Source organism: Pseudomonas sp. LBUM1678 (genome assembly GCF_059695575.1).
In genome coordinates this window covers 6,431,812-6,451,425 of record NZ_CP166775.1, presented here as the reverse complement: position 1 = coordinate 6,451,425, position 19,614 = coordinate 6,431,812, and the positions used below count along the sequence as shown (strand labels likewise).

The 19,614-nt window shown below is 60.3% G+C and carries 15 protein-coding genes; 7 read left to right on the top strand and 8 right to left on the bottom strand.

From position 1 onward, the window contains the following. Positions 1–73 precede the first annotated feature (73 nt). The 5 genes from ACA070_RS29425 to ACA070_RS29405 all read left to right on the top strand — a co-directional run bounded on the left by ACA070_RS29425 (position 74) and on the right by ACA070_RS29405 (position 5,758). On the top strand, positions 74–1,150 hold the full coding sequence (locus ACA070_RS29425; RefSeq protein ID WP_497449342.1) for a putative 2-aminoethylphosphonate ABC transporter ATP-binding protein: 1,077 nt from the start codon (positions 74–76) through the stop codon (positions 1,148–1,150). Beyond that, complete coding sequence (locus ACA070_RS29420) at positions 1,150–2,874, top strand: putative 2-aminoethylphosphonate ABC transporter permease subunit (protein ID WP_497449341.1); 1,725 nt, start codon at positions 1,150–1,152, stop codon at positions 2,872–2,874. Before ACA070_RS29425 ends, ACA070_RS29420 begins: the two co-directional genes overlap by 1 nt. 49 nt (positions 2,875–2,923) lie before the next feature. Further along, positions 2,924–3,949, top strand: a complete 1,026-nt coding sequence (locus ACA070_RS29415) for a putative 2-aminoethylphosphonate ABC transporter substrate-binding protein (RefSeq protein WP_497449340.1) — start codon at positions 2,924–2,926, stop codon at positions 3,947–3,949. A 118-nt stretch (positions 3,950–4,067) separates the two neighbouring features. Next, positions 4,068–5,201 carry a TIGR03364 family FAD-dependent oxidoreductase gene (locus ACA070_RS29410; protein ID WP_497449339.1) on the top strand — a complete coding sequence of 378 codons (1,134 nt, stop codon included), beginning with the start codon at positions 4,068–4,070 and terminating at the stop codon, positions 5,199–5,201. After that, entirely contained in the window at positions 5,201–5,758 is a 558-nt protein-coding gene (locus tag ACA070_RS29405) for a phosphonate degradation HD-domain oxygenase (RefSeq protein ID WP_497449338.1), read from the top strand. The genes ACA070_RS29410 and ACA070_RS29405 overlap by 1 nt, the downstream gene beginning before the upstream one ends. Before the next feature lie 119 nt (positions 5,759–5,877). Here ACA070_RS29405 and ACA070_RS29400 read toward each other — a convergent pair whose 3' ends face one another. Further along, positions 5,878–7,254 (bottom strand): GTPase/DUF3482 domain-containing protein, encoded by a 1,377-nt coding sequence (locus ACA070_RS29400; protein WP_497449337.1) that lies wholly within the window; start codon positions 7,252–7,254, stop codon positions 5,878–5,880. Beyond that, positions 7,247–8,626 carry a DUF2868 domain-containing protein gene (locus ACA070_RS29395; RefSeq protein WP_497449336.1) on the bottom strand — a complete coding sequence of 460 codons (1,380 nt, stop codon included), beginning with the start codon at positions 8,624–8,626 and terminating at the stop codon, positions 7,247–7,249. Before ACA070_RS29395 ends, ACA070_RS29400 begins: the two co-directional genes overlap by 8 nt. Before the next feature lie 85 nt (positions 8,627–8,711). Between ACA070_RS29395 and ACA070_RS29390 the strand changes: the two genes are divergently transcribed. Further along, positions 8,712–9,224 (top strand): dihydrofolate reductase, encoded by a 513-nt coding sequence (locus ACA070_RS29390; protein ID WP_497449335.1) that lies wholly within the window; start codon positions 8,712–8,714, stop codon positions 9,222–9,224. 117 nt (positions 9,225–9,341) lie between these two features. On the opposite strand, the gene ACA070_RS29385 is transcribed toward ACA070_RS29390, so the two are convergent. Then, a complete protein-coding gene (locus ACA070_RS29385; RefSeq protein ID WP_497449334.1) occupies positions 9,342–10,733 on the bottom strand; it encodes an L-cystine transporter in 1,392 nt (463 codons plus the stop codon). Between the two features lie 240 nt (positions 10,734–10,973). Here ACA070_RS29385 and ACA070_RS29380 point away from each other — a divergent pair, with 240 nt between their 5' ends. Then, positions 10,974–12,029, top strand: a complete 1,056-nt coding sequence (locus ACA070_RS29380) for an HAD family hydrolase (RefSeq protein ID WP_497449333.1) — start codon at positions 10,974–10,976, stop codon at positions 12,027–12,029. A 279-nt stretch (positions 12,030–12,308) separates the two neighbouring features. Here the strand turns inward: ACA070_RS29380 and ilvD are convergent, their stop codons facing one another. The 5 genes from ilvD to ACA070_RS29355 form a co-directional block, all read right to left on the bottom strand. Beyond that, on the bottom strand, positions 12,309–14,150 hold the full coding sequence (ilvD, locus tag ACA070_RS29375; protein WP_497449332.1) for a dihydroxy-acid dehydratase: 1,842 nt from the start codon (positions 14,148–14,150) through the stop codon (positions 12,309–12,311). A gap of 258 nt (positions 14,151–14,408) precedes the next feature. Beyond that, positions 14,409–15,617: an MFS transporter gene (locus tag ACA070_RS29370; RefSeq protein ID WP_497449331.1), complete on the bottom strand. Its 1,209-nt coding sequence runs from the start codon at positions 15,615–15,617 to the stop codon at positions 14,409–14,411. Further along, on the bottom strand, positions 15,610–16,587 hold the full coding sequence (locus ACA070_RS29365) for a diiron oxygenase (protein WP_497449330.1): 978 nt from the start codon (positions 16,585–16,587) through the stop codon (positions 15,610–15,612). Before ACA070_RS29365 ends, ACA070_RS29370 begins: the two co-directional genes overlap by 8 nt. Next, complete coding sequence (locus ACA070_RS29360) at positions 16,584–17,663, bottom strand: SagB family peptide dehydrogenase (protein ID WP_497449329.1); 1,080 nt, start codon at positions 17,661–17,663, stop codon at positions 16,584–16,586. The genes ACA070_RS29365 and ACA070_RS29360 overlap by 4 nt, the downstream gene beginning before the upstream one ends. Positions 17,664–18,088: 425 nt before the next feature. Then, entirely contained in the window at positions 18,089–19,285 is a 1,197-nt protein-coding gene (locus tag ACA070_RS29355) for a class I SAM-dependent rRNA methyltransferase (protein ID WP_003195152.1), read from the bottom strand. Positions 19,286–19,614: the final 329 nt, after the last annotated feature.

The following is a 19,614-nucleotide window of genomic DNA, read 5'->3' as shown; positions in this document are numbered from 1 at the left end:
TTTTGCCTCACTGCCACATGACCGACGCATTACAAATCTAGGATGGCTCTCATCTGCTTGATGAGGTCTGTCCATGAACCACTCGATCGCAACTGCCCTGACCAACCCCGGCGCCCCGATGAAGGTGCGCGGCGTGCAGAAACGCTTTGGCGCCTTCACCGCGCTGGACAATGTTTCCCTCGACGTGGCGGCCGGTGAGTTGGTGTGCCTGCTGGGCCCGTCGGGCTGCGGTAAAACCACCTTGCTGCGCTGCATCGCCGGTCTGGAGAAGCAAGACAGCGGCGAGTTGTACCTCGGCGATCGCGACGTTTCCCACCTGGCACCTCAAGCGCGGGACTACGGCATTCTGTTTCAGTCCTACGCGCTGTTCCCCAATCTCACTGTCGAAGCGAACATTGCCTACGGCCTCGCTGGCAGTGGTCGCGATGAAGTGCGCAAGCGCGTGGGTCAGATGCTGGAACTGGTCGGCCTGATCGGCAGCGAGAAAAAGTACCCCGGCCAACTGTCCGGCGGCCAACAACAACGTGTTGCACTGGCTCGCGCATTGGCGCCGGCGCCATCGTTGTTGTTGCTGGACGAACCGATGTCGGCCCTCGACGCCCGGGTTCGCGAGCATCTGTGCACCGAGCTGCGTCAACTGCAACGCAACCTCGGCGTCACCACGCTGATGGTCACGCACAATCAGGACGAGGCCATGCTGATGGCCGACCGCATCGCCGTGATGAACAACGGCAAGGTCGAGCAGTACGCCACGCCGCAGGAAATCTACGACCGCCCGGCAACGCCGTTTGTGGCGGAGTTTGTCGGCCAAGGCAATTGGCTGCCGTTCAGCCGCAGCAGCGACAGCCACGCGCAGGTCGGCGGGATGAGCATGCGCCTGGCGGATGGCAGCGCTAAAACGACATCGGGCCGTTTGTTTTGCCGCCCGGAAGCGATCAACGTCAACCCGCTGGTGCATGAAGAAAACCTGTTCCCGGCCAAGGTTCGCGAGATCACCTTCCTCGGCAACCGCTGCCGCATGAGCTTCGAACTCGATCAACTGCCGGGTCATGCATTGCTGGCCGAACTGGCACCGGAAGCCATGCCGCGCCTTGGCGCCCAGCAGATCATGGTCGCCTTGCCACCGCGCAGCCTGCAGGTGTTTGCCTGATGAGCGCGAACATCGCGCTGCCGATCCCGCACAAGCAGGTTCGGCAGACCTCCCGTGCCGAGATCGGCGACCGGGTGTTCGTGGTCGGTGGCAAAGTCCTTTTACTGGTGCTGCTCGGCATTGCGGTGTTGATGCCGTTGCTGGCGATCTTCTGGCGCGGCTTCAGTTCCGAGGCCGGGCAGGGCGGAGGTCTGGTCGCGGCTCGTGAACTGGTGACCAGTGCGAACTTCCACTGGCTGCTCGGCAATAGTTTGAAAGTTTCCCTCAGCGTCGCGGCCATTGTCGTACCGCTGGCTTACCTGTTTGCCTACGCGCTGCAACGCACGTTGATTCCTGGAAAAGGTATCTGGCGCGGGATGTCGTTGCTGCCGCTGATGGCGCCGTCGATGTTGCCGGGCATTGCCCTGGTTTATCTGTTCGGCAACCAAGGCATGTTGCGTGGTTTGCTCTCGGACAATATCTACGGCTTCTGGGGCATTGTTCTGGGTGAGGTCATCTACACCTTCCCACACGCTTTGATGATTTTACTGTCGGCGCTTTCCCTGGCGGATGCGCGACTGTTCGATGCCGCCTCCAGCATGGGCGCCAGTCCGGCCAAAGCCTTTCGCAGCATCACCTGGCCGGCGACTCGTCAGGCCGTGTTCGCCGCGTTCTGTCTGGTGTTCACCCTGACCATCACCGACTTCGGCGTGCCTGTGGTAGTCGGTGGCGACTATCAAGTGCTGGCGCTGGAAGCCTACAAGGCAGTGGTCGGCCAGCAACAGTTCGGCCGCGGCGCATTGATCGGCATGGTCCTGCTGCTGCCGGCGCTGTTCAGTTTTGCGGTCGATGCCTGGTTGCGTCGGCGTCATGGCGACTCCATGAGCGGCCGGGCTCAGGTGTTTCAACCGGCGCCGTCGAAGCTGCGGGACGGCTGCTACCTGGCGATCGTGTTGCTGATCTGCGCGGTGTTGCTGCTGGTGTTCGGCATGGCGGTGTTCTCCTCGCTGGTGAAATTCTGGCCGTACAACCTGTCGCTGTCGCTCAACCACTACCAGTTCAACGACACCGCGGGTGGTGGCTGGCTGGCCTATGGCAACAGCGTGAAGATGGCTTTGTGCACCGCGTTGATCGGCAGCGTGCTGATCTTCACCGGCGCCTACTTGATGGAAAAAACCAAGGGCCAGCGCGGACTGAACCTGACCTTACGCATGCTCAGTTTCGTACCGATGGCGGTGCCGGGTCTGGTGCTGGGCCTGGGTTATGTTTTCTTCTTCAACCTTAGCGGCAACCCGCTGCACGTGCTCTACGGGACCATGACCCTGCTGGTGGTCTGCACCATTGCTCACTATTTGACCACCGCGCAAATGACCGCGACCACGGCGCTGCGCCAGCTCGACGCCGAGTTCGAAGCCGCCGCGTTGTCGCTCAAGGCGCCGCTGTATCGGCATTACCTGCGTGTCACCGTGCCGATCTGCCTGCCGGCGCTGCTGGACATCGTGCGCTACCTGTTCGTCTCGGCCATGACCACCGTCTCGGCGGCGATCTTCCTCTACAGCCCCGACACCATCCTCGCAGCGGTGGCGGTGCTGAACATGGATGACGCCGGCAACGTCGGCGGCGCGGCGGCGATGTCGACCCTGATTCTCTTGACCTCGGCGGGTGTGTCCCTGCTGCTGGCCTGGGCCTCGCGCGGTTTGTTGCGCCGCTCCCAGGCCTGGCGGCAGACCGCGCCTGGCAATTAATTCGCTGCTCCTAAAACCGAAAGCCCCTCAACTCAACAGGAAAACGATCATGTTCAAGCCCCTGGCCCTGGCCGCTGCTGTCCTCACCGCTTTCAGCCTGAACGCCTTCGCGGCGCAAACCGAGTTGACGGTGTACACCGCCCTCGAAGCCGAACAACTGAAGACCTACAAAGAAGCCTTCGAAAAAGCCAACCCGGACATCGAGATCAAGTGGGTGCGCGATTCCACCGGCATCATCACCGCCAAGCTGCTGGCCGAAAAAGCCCGCCCGCAGGCTGATGCCGTCTGGGGCCTGGCGGCGTCGAGCCTGGCGATCCTCGATCAGCAAGGCATGCTGCAAAGCTATGCGCCGAAGGACTTGGGCAAGATCGGCGGCAACTATCGCGATGCTGCTAACCCGCCAGCCTGGGTCGGCATGGACGTCTGGGCTGCGACCATTTGCTTCAACACGGTTGAGGCCGAGAAACAGGGTTTGAGCAAACCGGTGAGCTGGCAGGACCTGACCAAGCCTGAGTACAAAGGCAAGATCGTGATGCCCAACCCGGCCTCGTCCGGCACCGGTTTCCTCGACGTCAGCGCCTGGCTGCAAACCTTCGGCGAGAAGCAGGGCTGGCAGTACATGGACGACCTGCACCAGAACATCGGCCAGTACGTTCACTCCGGTTCCAAGCCTTGCAAACTGGCGGCGGCGGGTGAATTCCCGATCGGTATTTCCTTTGAATACCCGGCGGTTCAGTTGAAGCGCCAGGGTGCACCGCTGGACATCATCCTGCCGAAGGAAGGCCTGGGCTGGGAGATCGAAGCAACGGCTGTGATCAAGGGCACGCCGCATGAAGAGGCGGCGAAGAAACTGGCTGACTTCTCTGCGAGTCCGGCAGCGATGGAGCTTTATAAGGAGAACTTTGCCGTGCTCGCGCAGCCGGGGATTGCCAAGCCGCAGACCGAATTGCCGGCGGATTATGAGCAGCGTTTGATCAAGAACGACTTTGCCTGGGCCTCGAAGAATCGCGACGCGATCCTGACCGAGTGGCGCAAGCGGTATGACGGCAAGTCTGAAAAAGTCGCTGCCAAGTAAATCTTCGTAGGCTGACAGGGCCTCTTCGCGGGCAAGCCTCGCTCCTACAGATGATCGCGTATCCCTGTAGGAGCGAGGCTTGCCCGCGAAGGCGGCTTCGAATTCAGGACACCTCTTCATGACACAACACAACGACATGCTGATCGTAGGCGCCGGCATCCTCGGCCTGTCCCACGCCTACGCCGCCGCCAGGCGCGGCCTCAAAGTCACGGTTTTCGAACGCAGCGAAACGCCCTTGGGCGCCTCGGTCCGCAACTTCGGCCAGGCCCTGGTCACTGGCCAGCCCCCGGGCCCGATGCTCGAACTGGCCAAAGCCAGCCGCGAGATCTGGGGCCAATGGGCACAACTGGCCGGCCTGCAACTCAAGCGTAATGGCTCGTACCTGTTCGCCCGCACCGAAGCCGAAGAGCACTTGCTGGAAGCCTTCTGCGCCGGCCGCGCCGTGGAACACGGTTACCGCGTCGACCTGCTGCGCGGCGCTGCATTGCGCGACCTGTACGGCGGCCAGTTTCGCCATCATCGCGCCGCGTTGCACGGCATGGACGATCAGCAACTGTATTCGCGCGAAGCGATTCCGGCGTTGATCGACTACCTGCACCGCGAACTCGGCGTCGAGTTTCACTTCTCCACGTTGGTGCGCGACATCGAACCGGGTCGCCTGCACAGCACCGCCGGCACTTTCAGCGCCGAGCAGATCATCGTCTGTTCCGGCCACGACTATCAGACGCTGCTGGCCGAGCCGATCGCCACGCTCAACCCGCAAATCTGCCGCCTGCAAATGCTCCGCGCCCGACCGCAGATCAACCTCAATTTGCAACACGCGTTGCTCACCGGTTTAAGTTGCGTGCACTACGGCGCCTTCGCCGATCTGCCGGAAGCGGCGGCGGTGCAGGCGCAGATTCTGCGCGAGGAACCGCACCTGCACGAAAACGGTATCCACCTGCTGATCAGCCCGACGCCTTACGGCGAACTGATCATCGGCGACTCCCACCATTACGGCAGCGATCCGTCGCCGTTCAATGCTGAGTTTGTGGATAACTGGATGATTGAACTGGCCGAACAAACCCTGGGTTGCAAGGTGCAAGTGGTCGAGCGCTGGCAGGGTGTCTATGGTTCACGGGGACCAGGGCCGTTCTCGTTCTTGCGGCCGATGCCGGGTGTTAGCGTGGCGCTGATGCACACCGGGGTCGGCATGAGTGTCGGGCCGGCGATGGCCGAACGTAATGTCGCTCACGTGTTGGGGGAAGATTGATGGCGCGTCCTGAGCAAGTGATTGCCGAGGTGTTCGGTTTGTACGAGCGTTTTGGCGACAGCGATTACATCGGCGAGCCGGTGTCGCAGATCGAGCACATGTCCCAGGCTGCGGAATTGGCCATGGCGGAAGGCTTCGATGATGAAGTGGTGCTGGCCGCGTTCTTCCATGACATCGGGCATATCTGCACCGACAGCGCGGAGAACATGGGTGGTTTCGGCGTGGTCAGCCACGAGCGTCTGGGCGCTGATTATTTGCGTCGAGCGGGTTTCAGCGAGCGTCTGGCGCGGCTGGTGGAATACCACGTTCAGGCCAAGCGTTATCTGACACTCAAAGAGCCCGGGTACTACGAGCGATTGAGCGAAGCCAGCCGCCGGACCCTCGAGTATCAGGGCGGGGTGATGACGACTGCCGAGGCTGAAGCTTTCGAGCAGGACCCATTGTGCGAAGTCAGTTTGCGCATGCGGCAGTGGGATGAGTTGGCCAAGGAGATGTGGGTGCCGGTGATTGACCTGGGTGTATTGAAGGAGAAGGCGTTGCGGTTGTTGGCTGCGTAATAGTTCGAAACCGGGTCGCTGCCATCGCGAGCAGGCTCGCTCCCACAGGGGAACGCATTCCAATGTGGGAGCGAGCCTGCTCGCGATGGGGCCAGCCCAAGCACCTCAGTCACCAAGGTTTACAACTGCTGCGCCAACCCCTCAACCTGCTCCTGCCTTTCCGCCTGACTCAACTTGGGATGAGGATTCAACGACGACCACTGCGGATGCGCCCGGGCCTTGTGCAGGGCTTCGGGCAGTTTGCCTTCGCGCCAGGTCTTGTCCTGCGGCGTGGCCACCTGGATGCTGTCCATCGCCGCATGCCCACGCGCATTCAGCGCTTGCAGCAGTTGCCGCTGACGCAATGCCAACAATCTCAACACGCTGTCATCGACCGTCAATTCTCGCTGGCCTCTGATCTTGCCCATCAGCCGGCTGCCATAGCTGCGAGCGGTTTGCAGTGCGCCGCCGGCAATCGCGCCGGCCAGTGCCGCCGCGCCGAGGGTCAGGCCGCCCACCAGCAAGTCGACCCCGGCTCCGGCGGCTGCCCCGGCCGCGATGCCACCGCCGACTCTCACACCGAGTTGCTTGAGGGTTTCCGGGTTGAACAAATCATCGCCCCAACGACCATCAAGCAGCGGCAGATCACTGGCCGCCGCATCCTGTGGGCGGAAGGCGTAGAGCTTGAGCAAGGCTTCGACGCAGCGCTGTTCCCGTTGGCGAACGGCTTTGCGCAGTTCGCTGATGGCCTGCTGTTCCTGTTCCGCATCGCTGACCACGCTGCGCCGGCACGCGGCGCAATCGATCAGCAACTCGGAAATCAGCCGCGCCGCACTTTGCTGACGGGCCAGGCGTTGAGCCTGTTGATCGGCGATCAGGCGCTCCAATTGTTCGCGAGAGTTTTCCAACAGCAAGGCGAGGCTTTCATAGAGTCGGCGTTCGCCATCCTCGGGCGGCGCGACGCTGTCGAAACGCACCAGAGCATGCAAGCCCAAGCGCGCCAGGGCTTCACGCCAATCCGGTTCGCGATGGTTGGCGCTGCTGACGAAATTCAGCACCGGCAGCAGCGGTTTGCCGCAACTGGCCAGTACTTCCAGTTCGTCGCGGTACTTGGCCAGCACCGGCTCCCGGGCGTCAATCACATAGAGACCGGCGTCCGAGGCGAGCAATTGCCGTAGCACCTTGGCTTCCTGTTCAAAGCGCTGCCGGGCTTCGCTGCCCTCCAGGAATCGTGCCAGCCGTGCCGGGCCGTCGAGGCGTTCGCCGGGGCGCTCCAGGCGTTCGAGGTAGTCGAGCAGGGCGATGGCGTCTTCAAGGCCCGGCGTGTCGTAGAGATCAAGCAAGGGTTCGCCGTCCACCGACAATCGTGCGCCTTCGACATGGCGCGTGGTGCTGGGGCGATGGGACACTTCGCCGAATCCGACATCCCGGGTGAGCGTGCGCAGCAACGAAGTCTTGCCGACGTTGGTGTGGCCGACCACAGCCAGCTTCAAGGGCGCTTTCCAGGCGTTAGTCATGACCGGTCTCCAGCCAGTTCACCGGCACGCAATCGGCGAACGGCAGGTCCAGCTGTTGCAGCGCCACATGCCAGTCACCGAGGCGTTCGGCATCCAGTGCTTCGCCGGGCGGCGCTTGCAGCAACCAGACGCGGGTGGCGGCGGCATTGCGCGCCAGTTCGGCGATCAGTGCCAGGCTGCCACGGTCCGGTGAGCGTCGCGGATCGCAGGCAATCGCCAGGCGGGCCGGGGGGAAACGACTCAGCTGTTCGAGCAGTTTGTTGCGCGATTCACGACTGTCGAGGATGCCGGCATTGTTCACGGTTTTCGGCAATGGCGGCGGCCACGGGCGTTGATCGTCCAGCTCGATGGCCACCAGCAGCGCGCCATCGCTTTGCTGATCACTGACACCACTTTCGACACGATGAAGTTGCGCAGGCGCGGCATCGCTGATGCCGAGGCGTTCGCTGGTGGGCATCAGGCGTTCGCGCAGTTGGGCATAACCGGGCAGGTTCAAATCCAGGCGCAAAGCCGCTTGGCCGGATGTCCAGCGCCACCGGCAGAACATCGCCAGCAACAGACGCGGCAACACGCCGTAGACCAGCAACACGCCCACCAGCCACGCCGCCCAGGCCTGGCGAGCGCTTTCGATGTTCAGCGCGGCATCGCCACTGGCGCGGATCATCTCCACAGTGGGCACGCTGAAACCGAGCAAGGCCGGCAGGGCGCCGAGGGCCTGGGTCATGGCGACGAAGGTGTCGCCGTTGAGAATGGTGGTCTCCCAGACGAAGCCGTAGCGCCGGGTGGCCATCAACGTCAGCAAGATTGCCAGGGCGCTGAGCATCGCCAGCAACCACAAGCCGTTGACCAGCACGCCGATTGCCCAGCGATTGAGTTTGCGGCGCTGCAATAACAGCAGCAGGGCCGGCGCCAGTTGCGCGGCTTTGGCATCGCGAGCGAGTTTTTCGCTGAGCCACAGCCACAAGCGTCCAAGGCTGGCGCCGTGTTCACCGGCAAACACCAGCCCCAACGCCCAGCTCAACAGCAGAATAAGATTGAGCCCAAGCAGACTGCCAAGGGCCCAGAACACATTCACCGGAGTCTGGCCGTCACCCAGCGCGGCAAACGCCAGGCCAGCGCCGCTGACGATGGCCAGCACCGCCATGACGATCAGCGCCAGTCGCGCGCCTTGCAGCCAGTGGTTGAGGGCGTCGGCCAAACCGTCGCGCTCGGCCAGCCACACGGCCCGGCGCTGAATGCGCGTCGGCAGATCGCCGCCGGCGCTGCGGGCCAGTCGGTTGGCTTCCAGATCATCCAGGGGCCCGGCGTGTTCTTCACGCAGGCGCACCGTCTCGGTCAGCCAGAGGTTTTGCAGTGGAGTCAGTTCAGTCACGCAGCATCCCGTCGCTCAATTGAGCTGTGAGCATAACCGCTGTGGCGCTTATCGGGGTACGGGAGGCTCTGGTATCCTCGCCGGCATGACTAAATCACTCCCCCTCAGCCTGATCGCAGCCCTCGGTGAAAACCGTGTGATCGGCGTCGACAACAGCATGCCCTGGCACTTGCCGGGGGACTTTAAATACTTCAAGGCCACCACTCTGGGCAAGCCGATCATCATGGGTCGCAAGACCTGGGATTCCCTCGGTCGTCCGCTGCCTGGCCGGTTGAACATCGTGGTCAGCCGTCAGGCGGATCTGGTGCTGGAAGGCGCGGAAGTTTATCCGTCGCTGGAGGCTGCGGTGGTTCGCGCGCAGGAATGGGCGAACGAGCAGGGCGTCGACGAGGTGATGTTGATTGGCGGGGCGCAGTTGTATGCGCAAGGGATGGCGCAGGCGGATCGGTTGTATCTGACGCGCGTGGCGTTGAGTCCGGAGGGGGATGCGTGGTTTCCGGAGTTTGATTTGGGGCAGTGGAAGCTGGTGTCGAACATCGAGAATCCGGCTGCGGATGACAAGCCGGCGTATAACTTCGAGGTTTGGGAAAAAGCCTAAAAGCATCGCCAGCAGGCTGGCTCCCACAGTGGGTTTGAGGTGAAACACAGATTGTGTGAGCACCCCAAATCCCTGTGGGAGCCAGCCTGCTGGCGATAGCGGTCTATCAGACGCAGATCAAGTGTGAGCCAGCTCCCCATGCTCATCCGCACCCAGCAATTCTTTATCCGTCTGCTGCATCATCTGGCTGGTAATCGCCCCGGCCGTAATCGAACCACTCACGTTCAACGCCGTGCGGCCCATATCGATCAGCGGCTCAACCGAAATCAGCAACGCCACCAATGACACCGGCAAGCCCATCGCCGGCAGCACGATCAGCGCGGCAAACGTCGCGCCACCGCCCACGCCCGCCACACCGGCCGAACTCAAGGTCACAATCGCCACCAGCGTCGCGATCCACAGCGGGTCCAGCGGGTCGATGCCCACGGTTGGCCCAACCATCACCGCCAACATCGCCGGGTACAGGCCGGCACAGCCGTTCTGGCCAATGGTCGCGCCGAACGAAGCGGCGAAACTGGCGATGGACTGCGGGATGCCCAAGCGGCTGGTCTGCGCTTCAATGCTCAGCGGAATCGTCGCGGCACTGGAGCGGCTGGTGAAGGCAAACGTCAGCACCGGCCAGATCTTGCGGAAGAACCGTAGCGGATTGATCCCGGCCGCCGACACCAGCAGGCCATGGACCACAAACATCAGGCCCAGGCCGATGTAGGAAACCACTACAAAACTGCCGAGCTTGATGATGTCTTGCAGGTTGGAACCGGCGACCACTTTGGTCATCAGCGCCAATACGCCGTACGGGGTCAGCTTCATCACCAGACGCACCAGACGCATCACCCAGGCTTGCAGGGTGTCGATGGCGTTGATCACTTTCTGACCTTTCTCCACGTCATCCTTGAGCAGTTGCAACGCGGCGACGCCGAGGAACGCCGCGAAGATCACCACGCTGATGATCGAGGTCGGCTTGGCGCGAGCGAGGTCGGCGAACGGGTTTTGAGGAATGAACGACAGCAGCAATTGCGGCACATTCAGGTCGGCCACCTTGCCCGCATAATCGGTCTGGATGGTTTGCAGGCGGGCCATTTCCTGGGTGCCGGCCACCAGGCCTTCGGCGGTCAGGCCGAACAGGTTGGTCAATCCGATACCGATCAGCGCCGCGATGGCGGTGGTGAACAGCAGCGTGCCGATGGTCAGGAAGCTGATCTTGCCCAGCGACGACGCGTTATGCAGGCGCGCCACGGCGCTGAGGATCGAGGCGAACACCAGCGGGATGACGATCATTTGCAGCAACTGCACGTAACCGTTGCCCACCAGATCGAACCAGCCGATCGAGGCTTTCAGCACCGGGTTGCCGGCACCGTAAACGGTGTGCAGGGCAACACCGAATCCCACGCCGAGCACCAGCGCGAGCAAGACTTTTTTGGCCAAGCTCCACGTGGAGTGACGGGTTTGCGCCAGGCCAAACAGCAGGGCAAGGAACACCAGCAGATTGAGAATCAGCGGCAGATTCATAAGGACTCCAATAAGACTTGTGCCAGCCACCTTCCGGGGTGGCTGCGAACCGGCAAGCCTAACAGCTTGATTTCCAATGAATTAATATCAAAAAACTCTGGTGACTGTCGTTTTTGGAATAAGCCGATGTCGTTGTCGGGGATGCAGCTGGCGCAATAGGTGCGTTGACGGTCGCAGGCAGACGGGGACTGTCACACTAATTTGATAGCGTCGATATCTTTGAATCAGGGAGAAATGAAGATGAAGTTCGCACCAAAATTTCTGGTTGCCGCACTCTGTCTTGGCCTCGCCGGCCAGGTACTCGCCACGGATCTGAAGCATTGGCCTGCCGATCAGGCCAAGGCGCTGGACGCGATGATTGCGGCCAACGCCAACAAAGGTAACTACGCGGTGTTCGACATGGACAACACCAGTTACCGCTACGACCTCGAAGAGTCGTTGCTGCCGTACATGGAAAACAAAGGCCTGATCACCCGCGAGAAACTCGACCCCTCCCTGAAACTGATTCCGTTCAAAGACACCGCCGACCATAAGGAAAGCCTGTTCAGTTACTACTATCGCCTCTGCGAACTCGACGACATGGTTTGCTATCCATGGGTCGCCCAGGTGTTCTCCGGCTTCACGCTCACAGAGCTCAAGGGTTATGTCGATGAGTTGATGGCGTCCGGCAAACCGGTTCCGGCCACTTATTACGAAGGCGATGTGGTCAAGAAACTCGACGTCAACCCGCCGAAAGTTTTCACCGGTCAAACCGAGCTGTACAACAAGCTGATGGAGAACGGCATCGAGGTCTACGTGATGACCGCCGCCTCCGAAGAGCTGGTGCGCATGGTCGCTTCCGATCCGAAGTACGGCTACAACGTCAAACCGCAAAACGTCATTGGCGTGAGCCTGCTGCTCAAGGATCCCAAGTCCGGCGAACTGACCACATCGCGCAAGCAAATCACCGCGGGCAAGTATGACGAGAAGGCCAACCTCGGCCTCGAACTAACCCCGTACCTGTGGACCCCGGCAACCTGGATGGCGGGTAAACAAGCGGCGATCCTGACCTACATCGATGAGTGGAAAAAACCGGTGCTGGTGGGCGGCGACACCCCGAGCAGCGACGGTTTCATGCTGTTCCACAGTGTCGACGTGGCCAAGGGCGGCATCCACTTGTGGGTCAACCGCAAGGACAAATACATGACCCAGATTAACGGCATGATGGCCAAGCACGCCGCCGCACAGGCCAAGGAAGGGTTGCCGGTGACGGCGGACAAGAATTGGGTGATCGTCAAGCCTGAAGAAATTCAGTAAACACCAAAGATCCAATGTGGGAGTGAGCCTGCTCGCGATAGCAGTGCGTCAGTCAACATTGATGCTGCCTGACACACTGCTATCGCGAGCAGGCTCGCTCCCACAGTTGATCTCCAGAGTGATGATCGTTCCCACGCTCTGCGTGGGAATGCCTCTAGGGACGCTCCGCGTCCAGTGACGCGGAGCGTCACGGGCTGCATTCCCACGCGGAGCGTGGGAACGATCAGGCAAAAAAATGCCCCGCACTTGGCGGGGCATTTTTGTTTCAGCGATTGACGCTTACAGCCCGTCAAGCATCGCCTTGTTACGCACAGCACCCTTGTCGGCGCTGGTCGCCAACAAGGCGTAGGCTTTCAGTGCGGTGGTCACTTTGCGTGGACGTTTCTCAACCGGTTTCCAGCCTTTCTGATCCTGCTCGGCACGGCGCCCGGCCATTTCTTCGTCGCTGATCAACAGGTTGATCGAGCGGTTCGGAATGTCGATCAGCACTTTGTCGCCGTCCTGCACCAGACCAATCGCGCCGCCCGCAGCCGCTTCTGGCGAAGCATGGCCGATGGACAGGCCCGAGGTGCCGCCGGAGAAACGACCGTCGGTGAGCAGGGCGCAGGCTTTGCCCAGGCCTTTGGATTTCAGGTACGACGTCGGGTACAGCATTTCCTGCATGCCCGGGCCGCCTTTCGGGCCTTCGTAACGGATGATCACGATGTCGCCGGCCTTCACTTCGTCAGCGAGGATGCCGCGTACGGCGCTGTCCTGGCTTTCGAAGATCTTCGCGTTGCCTTCGAAGACGTGGATCGATTCGTCGACGCCCGCAGTTTTCACCACGCAGCCGTCCAAGGCGATGTTGCCGTAGAGAACGGCCAGGCCGCCTTCTTTCGAGTAGGCGTGTTCGACACTGCGGATGCAGCCGTTTTCACGATCGTCGTCCAGGGTTTCATAGCGGGTCGACTGGCTGAACGCGGTTTGCGTCGGGATGCCCGCAGGACCGGCCTTGAAGAAGTGATGCACCGCTTCGTCGTCGGTCTGGGTGATGTCCCACTTGGCGATGCCTTCGGCCAGGGTCTTGCTGTGCACGGTCGGCAGGTCGGTGTGCAGCAGGCCACCGCGGGCCAGGGAACCGAGGATGCTGAAGATCCCGCCGGCACGGTGCACGTCTTCCATGTGGTACTTCTGGATGTTCGGCGCGACTTTGCACAGTTGTGGCACGTGGCGGGAGAGGCGGTCGATGTCGCGCAGGTCGAAATCGATCTCGGCTTCCTGGGCGGCGGCCAGCAAGTGCAGGATGGTGTTGGTGGAACCGCCCATGGCGATGTCCAGCGTCATGGCGTTTTCGAACGCCTTGAAGTTGGCGATGTTGCGCGGCAATACCGATTCGTCGTTCTCGCCGTAGTAACGCTTGCACAGCTCGACGATGGTGCGGCCGGCCTGCAGGAACAGCTGCTCGCGGTCGCTGTGGGTGGCCAGGGTCGAACCGTTGCCGGGCAATGCCAGGCCCAGGGCTTCAACCAGGCAGTTCATCGAGTTGGCGGTGAACATGCCGGAGCACGAACCGCAGGTCGGGCAGGCGCTGCGCTCGTACTCAGCGACTTTCTCGTCAGAAGCGCTGGAGTCGGCGGCGATTACCATGGCGTCGACGAGGTCGAGACCGTGGCTGGCCAGTTTGGTCTTGCCGGCTTCCATCGGGCCGCCGGAAACGAAGATCACCGGGATGTTCAGGCGCAGGGACGCCATCAGCATGCCGGGGGTGATCTTGTCACAGTTGGAGATGCAGACGATGGCGTCGGCGCAGTGGGCGTTGACCATGTATTCGACGGAGTCGGCGATGATCTCGCGGCTCGGCAGCGAATAGAGCATGCCGTCGTGGCCCATGGCGATGCCGTCATCCACGGCGATGGTGTTGAATTCCTTCGCTACACCGCCGGCGCGTTCGATTTCGCGGGCGACCAGCTGGCCGAGGTCCTTGAGGTGGACGTGGCCCGGTACGAATTGGGTAAACGAGTTGGCAATGGCGATGATCGGCTTTTTGAAGTCGTCATCTTTCATCCCCGTGGCGCGCCACAGTGCGCGGGCGCCGGCCATGTTGCGGCCATGGGTGGATGTTTTCGAGCGGTAATCAGGCATGAAGCACTCCGGGCGGCTAATCAGGTATCAAAAGGGAAGTGAGCTTCTATTGACGTCTGGAACACCCAGAAATGGCCGTGTGTCCGGAAGTTGCCGATAACTTTGCGGGATCGCCGCGCGCTTCAGCTTGAGCTCATAAACCCGCCGGGGGATGACTGGCGATGAATGTCGCGATTCTACACGGCTGGCGTCAGGAGGGAATGCCGGGAAGTGTTGATCCAGCGCTGACACAACGTGCGGGATGACGACTGGCAGGTTTCAGCCCACCTTCAGCGCCAGATGCCTTCGTGTAATCAGTACATTCAAGCCAAGCCCCGTTGCACTCAAGGTAAGGAAACACAGGGCAAGTGCCGTGGTCAGGTCCTCGGACGCGAGATTGATCACCACGCTGATCACTCCGCCGCACATGAAAATCAGCACCCCGCCAACCGAGGTAGAGGTTCCGGCATTCTGTGGGTAGAGGCTCATGGCTTTGGAGTTGGCGATGGGCCTGGCAATGGTGGTGCCTGCGGTACAAATCAGCATGGGTATCAAAACCGCTGCGGCAGAGAGCCCGAACTGATCCGCCAACCACAGCATGACCAACCCTGACAAAGCGATCAGCCCCAGGCCAATGACTATTTGCGTGTTGGCCCGCAGGTGCCGATGCAGAACACTGGCGACAATCCCGCCAAATACATAGGCCACGCCATACAGCAACAACGCCCAGGCAAACTCGTATGGTGAAAGCGCCAGCCGCTCCATGAAAATGATTGGTGAAGTGACGATGAACGAGAAATGGCAGGTGAAAGCCAAGGCTGAAATAAGCCAGTAACCCATGAAGCGCAGATCTGAACACACCCGCCAATAGGCACTGAAAAATCGCTCATGTGTTGTGGTGTGAAGGTGCGGGTTTTCCCTGAGCAGGAAAAGGGCTTTGAGCCAGACAATGACAGCGAGGGTGATAAACACATAAAAGCTGCCCTGCCAGCCTAACTGCAATTGCAGCCACGTCCCGAGCAGGGGCGAAATCGAAATGAACACCCCGCCGCCGGTCACCATCCAAATTCTGATTCGCTCCTGTTCCTTGCCTACGAACAAATCCTGAACCAGTGCCTGTGACAGGACAAAGGATCCGCAGCCTACGGCCTGGATCACGCGGAAGAACAAAAACCAGCCATATTCGCTGGAAGCCACGCATCCCGCGGCACCGACCACCGCGATCGCGATACCTGCCAGCAGCAGCTTCTTGCGCCCCCATAAGTCTGACAACGGTCCCACCAGTACCACGGAGAACGCCAGGCCAATGGCGAACAGGCTGACGGATAGGGCAATGTCGGCCGGTGAGGTCCGAAAATAGTCAGAAAGATCGGGAAAGGACGGGAGCACCACATCCAGGGGAAAGACGCCAAGCAACGTCATGGTCATCAACAGAATGACCATCACACGATGTTTTTCGACACGGGGTACATGCTTTCCGTCATTCATCGAGAAGCCCTGCTCTGGAGAACAGTTGCCGATTGGCAGGCAGATCGAAGAAACCGGCCTTTTTCATTGCGTTGAGCGTGGCACCAGCACCCGAACGGGCGCGCAGGCGTTGTGCTTGCGGGCCGCTCAAATCACAAAGGATTTGCGCCACAGGCGCTTCACCCAGGCCGGCGCTGCGCAGACTTTCGCCAAGCCAGCGTTCATCGATTTCAAAGAAAATCAGCAGGATTTCCAGGAGCATCCTGGCGGTGAACGTGCGTTGGCCGCAGCTCAGCTGCAGCCACAGATAATGGAACACTTCGCAAAAGTAGCGGCTGTGTCGCGCCTCGTCGGCGAGGTGGTCCCTGAGCATTTCCTGAACGCTGCTGACCAGCGTGTCGCGGCAAACGTCGAGCAGTTCCTTGGCGATGATCGTTTCCGAGACGAAGCCGACGAGAAACCACCCCAGTGCTTTGTGCTTGTCCGGTGTGCGGTCGAGCAGGGCGTTCAGCCGGGCTATCCGCTGGGGCATGACCGGGCGATCAGTCATGCCGTAAATGTCAGCAATCTGCTCGGCGAGGCTATTGGAGAACAGCGCGTGATAAGCCTCATCGGTGTAGAGCTGCAGCGCGGCCGTTTTCATCCGTTGGGGGATGGAAACACCCAGTTCGTTGTGGACGATGGTTTCCACGGATCGGTTGACGATGCGGTGTTCGAGCAGGGTGGTGTAGTCGAGGAAATGCACCAAATGGTTGGCGGACAGACGGTGAATGATTCCTCTGCCTGCCGCTTTGATCGCCGGATGATTCAGGTAGGGCAGGAAGGCTGGTGGAAACCAGTGGCGTGTTTCCAGTTGCTGTTGCAGGTCCGAGGGCAGTTGATAGGCGTGTTCGCTGATGCGCACCGAGGCTCGGGTATTCCAGTCTCCAAGGGTGAAGCGATTGGGCCAAGAGGCGGGGAAGTACGCAGGTTCGATGAGGGGCTCGGTCATTGTTCCTGCCCTCGATTGCCAAGGAGCTCTTTCAACTCCTTGCACATCACTTGCCCGTCGCTCTGGCCGCAGCCGACAAAAAACAACGGTTGTTCTGCGCTGTCCTCAAGGCCCAACAGTGCTTCGACCTGATCATCCGTCAAGGCACCGGTCAGCCAGGTGTTCAATCCCAGCGAAGTGGCCGCCAGTTGAAAGGTCTGAGAAATATGGCCGGCCTCCACGTAGGCCATTCGGTAGGCCCGCGAGTGTTCATATTTCCACCACAGCTTGTCGAATCGACTGGTGATGAACAGGCCTGCGGGCAGGTTGTTGATGAAATGTTGCCCACACATCAGTTGCCCCAAAGGCTGAGGAGGCAGCGGATTAGCGAAACTCAGTGCGTGCCCGATGGGGTGATAGGCGTAGAGACCGGGTTGCAGGCCGCTGACGTTCTGCACCAGCAGAAAGCCTTCGCAGGCATTCAGTCCGCCACCGGACGGGCTGCTTCGCCGGGCGCCGAGGCCTTCGACAATGCTTTCGTCGACGTCGTTTTCGCGCTCATGCAGATAGCCAAGGGACAGGTACAGCAATGTACTCACCGCTTCGAGGGAAACGGCTTCACCCGTGAAGGTGCGGCAGGTTTTCCGGTTGACCAAGGCGTTTGCCAGGGAGCCTTCCGGCAGGGAGGAAGGTTTTGGCAGGGCAATCAGCTCGCCTCCCATGTGTTCCGAGCGCCTGGCTTTTGGTGAAGGTGTGGCCAACACGTCAGTGCAATGATCAAGGTATTGTTTTGACCATTCATTAATGTCTTGCGGAATATGTTCACACGGGATGTTCTTGGTGCCGATATGATATATCTTCGATAGTTCATCCCAGCCCCATTCAATAATGTCTGCTGTTAATGTTGTCAGAATCCCGGCGTCGAGTAGTTGAGTGTCAATGGTATTGCGGTAATTGAACTTTTCGGGGTTGTCGATAAGTTCGGCCAGTCGAGTCGAATACTTGAGGTTAAGTTCAAATTGCTTATGGTTCTTGTAATCCCAGACTATTTGACCAGGCGTACGAGGAAGTATGAATAAATAAGGGCTGATCTGCATGATGGGCGGTTCGCTCTGGGCAATGCCATAGAAAACGCTGGGTAGCCGGCACTCCCCAGCGTCTCATTTACTTAGCGGGCTTTAGGGGCAACCAGAAAAGCCAGGTTAGCGATGCTGTTAGCTTCCAGAGTAATTGCTTTCATGTGGAACTCCTTGTAATTGAAAGTGAGTGTCACTTCGTTGTGACACTTTCAATCATAGAGTGTAATGAGCGCTTATCAAGGCAATATTAGGTAGGAATCTTCCAGAAATTTTGTCGGAACGATCATGGGCGTGAACAAGTTTTGTCAGGGGTATTCTTTTTAATTAAAAATGCAGGGAAATGTCCTGCAAGTTTGTAGGACTGCAAGTGTAGGAAGTTTGAGGGGGTTCAATAACAGATAATAGAACGGGGAGCCGGCTGGCTCCCCGTCAAACCGGCGTAATCAGCTGTTTGGCAGCAACCGGCAGGTGATGCTCTTGATGTAGCGGGTTTCGGCGATGGCCGGGTGGACCGGGTGATCCGGGCCCTGGCCGCCGCGTTCGAGCATCTGGATGTTGCGGTCCAGGTGACGGGCGCTGGTCAGCAGGATGTTTTGCAGATCGTCTTCGGGCAGGTGCATCGAGCACGACGCGCTGACCAGGATGCCATCCTTGCTGAGCAGGCGCATGGCTTGCTCGTTCAGGCGACGGTAGGCGCCTTCACCGTTCTTCATGTCTTTCTTGCGTTTGATGAAGGCGGGCGGATCGGCAACGATCACGTCGAAGCGTTCTTCGCTGGCTTTCAGCTCTTTGAGGGCTTCGAACACGTCGCCTTCGATGCAGGTCATTTTCTCGGCGAAACCGTTCAGCGCGGCGTTTCGCTCGACGCCGTCGAGGGCGAAGGCCGAAGCGTCGACGCAGAACACTTCACTGGCGCCGAACGCGGCCGCTTGCACACCCCAGCCGCCGATGTAGCTGTAGAGATCGAGTACGCGTTTGCCTTTGGCATAAGGGGCCAGGCGCGCGCGGTTCATGCGGTGGTCGTAGAACCAGCCGGTTTTCTGACCCTGGATGACCGGTGCTTCGAATTTCACGCCGTTCTCTTCCAGCGCGACCCACTCCGGCACCAGGCCGAACACGGTTTCGACGTAGCGGTTGAGGCCTTCGGCATCACGGGCAGCGGAGTCATTCTTGAACAGGATGCCGCTTGGCTTGAGCACTTGAGTCAATGCCGCGATCACGTCTTCTTTATGGGCTTCCATGGTCGCCGAAGCGATCTGCACCACCAGGATGTCGCCGAAACGGTCGACCACCAGGCCTGGCAGCAGGTCGGAGTCGCCGTAGACCAGGCGATAGAACGGCTTGTCGAACAGGCGATCGCGCAGGGACAACGCAACGTTCAGGCGATGGACCAGCAGCGACTTGTCCAGCGGCAACTTGATGTCGCGCGACAGCAGACGGGCGCAGATCAGGTTGTTCGGGCTCATGGCCACGATGCCCAGTGTCTTGCCGCCGGCGGCTTCGAGGATCGCCTGGTCGCCGGCTTGAAAACCGTGCAAAGGGGTCGCCGCTACATCGATTTCGTTGCTATAGACCCACAAGTGGCCGTTTCGCAGGCGACGGTCGGCGTTGGCTTTGAGGCGCAGGCTAGGCAGGGACATGACGTCGCTCCGGAAAAAAGAGCGGGAGTATAGCGTGTTGCAGCGCTGACAGGTTTGGAGGTGGACATGTGGCGAGGGGGCTTGCCCCCGTTCGGTCGCGAAGCGGCCGCTAAACATGCGAGCGCGGTCTGCCTGATAAATCACAATGAACGATTTCAGGGCCGCTTCGCGCCCCAACGGGGGCAAGCCCCCTCGCCACAGGAGGGTGCGCTGTACTTTGAAGAGGGATTGGGCATTTGATGAAACTTTGGCCGATGTGCAGGGCGGTCTGTCGGATCCAACTTTATAAAGGTTAGAATCGCCACCTGGCCCAGAGTGTGTACTTATGT